Origin of the sequence: Nocardia araoensis NBRC 100135 (genome assembly GCF_000308435.1) — a bacterium.
GTDB lineage: Bacteria > Actinomycetota > Actinomycetes > Mycobacteriales > Mycobacteriaceae > Nocardia > Nocardia araoensis.
This window is the reverse complement of sequence record NZ_BAFR01000249.1, coordinates 1-716: the sequence shown is the minus strand read 5'-3', so window position 1 is coordinate 716 and position 716 is coordinate 1. Positions and strand designations below refer to the sequence as shown.

General features: G+C 67.0%; 1 protein-coding gene. It reads left to right on the top strand.

Going from position 1 to position 716, the window contains the following annotated elements; genetic code table 11:
* A partial coding sequence (locus ON21_RS30190) for an IS256 family transposase (protein WP_039803566.1) occupies positions 1-716 on the top strand: 716 nt, incomplete at both ends.

Here is a 716-nt window from a genome sequence, read left to right as displayed (position 1 = left end):
GCAGCAGATGTACGGGGTCGAGGTCTCAGGCGATGTCATTTCCCGGGTGACCGACGCGGTCTGCGAGGAGATCACCATCTGGCAGAACCGGCCTCTGGACCCGGTCTGGCCGATCGTCTATATCGACGCCATGTGGATCAAGGTCCGCGACGGCGCCGTGGTCAACCGGCCCGTCTACCTGGCCGTCGGCGTCGACCTGGACGGGTGCGAACACGTGCTCGGGTTGTGGCTGGGCAACACTGAGGGCGAGGGAGCACGGTTCTGGATGACCGTGCTTGCCGAGTTGCGTAACCGCGGCGTCGCCGACGTGCTGATCTGCTGCTGTGACGGGTTGTCCGGGCTGCCGGAGGCGATCACCGCCACCTGGCCGCAGGCCACGGTGCGAACCTGCTGCGTGCACCTCATGCGGGCCAGTTTGCGGTTCGCCGCACGGCAGGATCACCCGAAACTGATCCCGGCGCTGAAAGCGATCTACACCGCCCCGACCGAGGCCGCCGCCGAACAAGCACTGGCCGAGCTCGAGGACTCGCCGCTGGGCCGCAAGTATCCGGCGATCGGGCGGACCTGGCGGTCGGCGTGGCCGGAGTTTGTTCCGTTCCTGGCGTTCCCGCCCGAGCTGCGGCGCGTTGTATACAGCACCAATCTGATCGAGTCGATCAACGCCAGGCTGCGGAAGGTGACCAGAAACCGCGGGCACTTCCCGTCCGAGCAGGCCG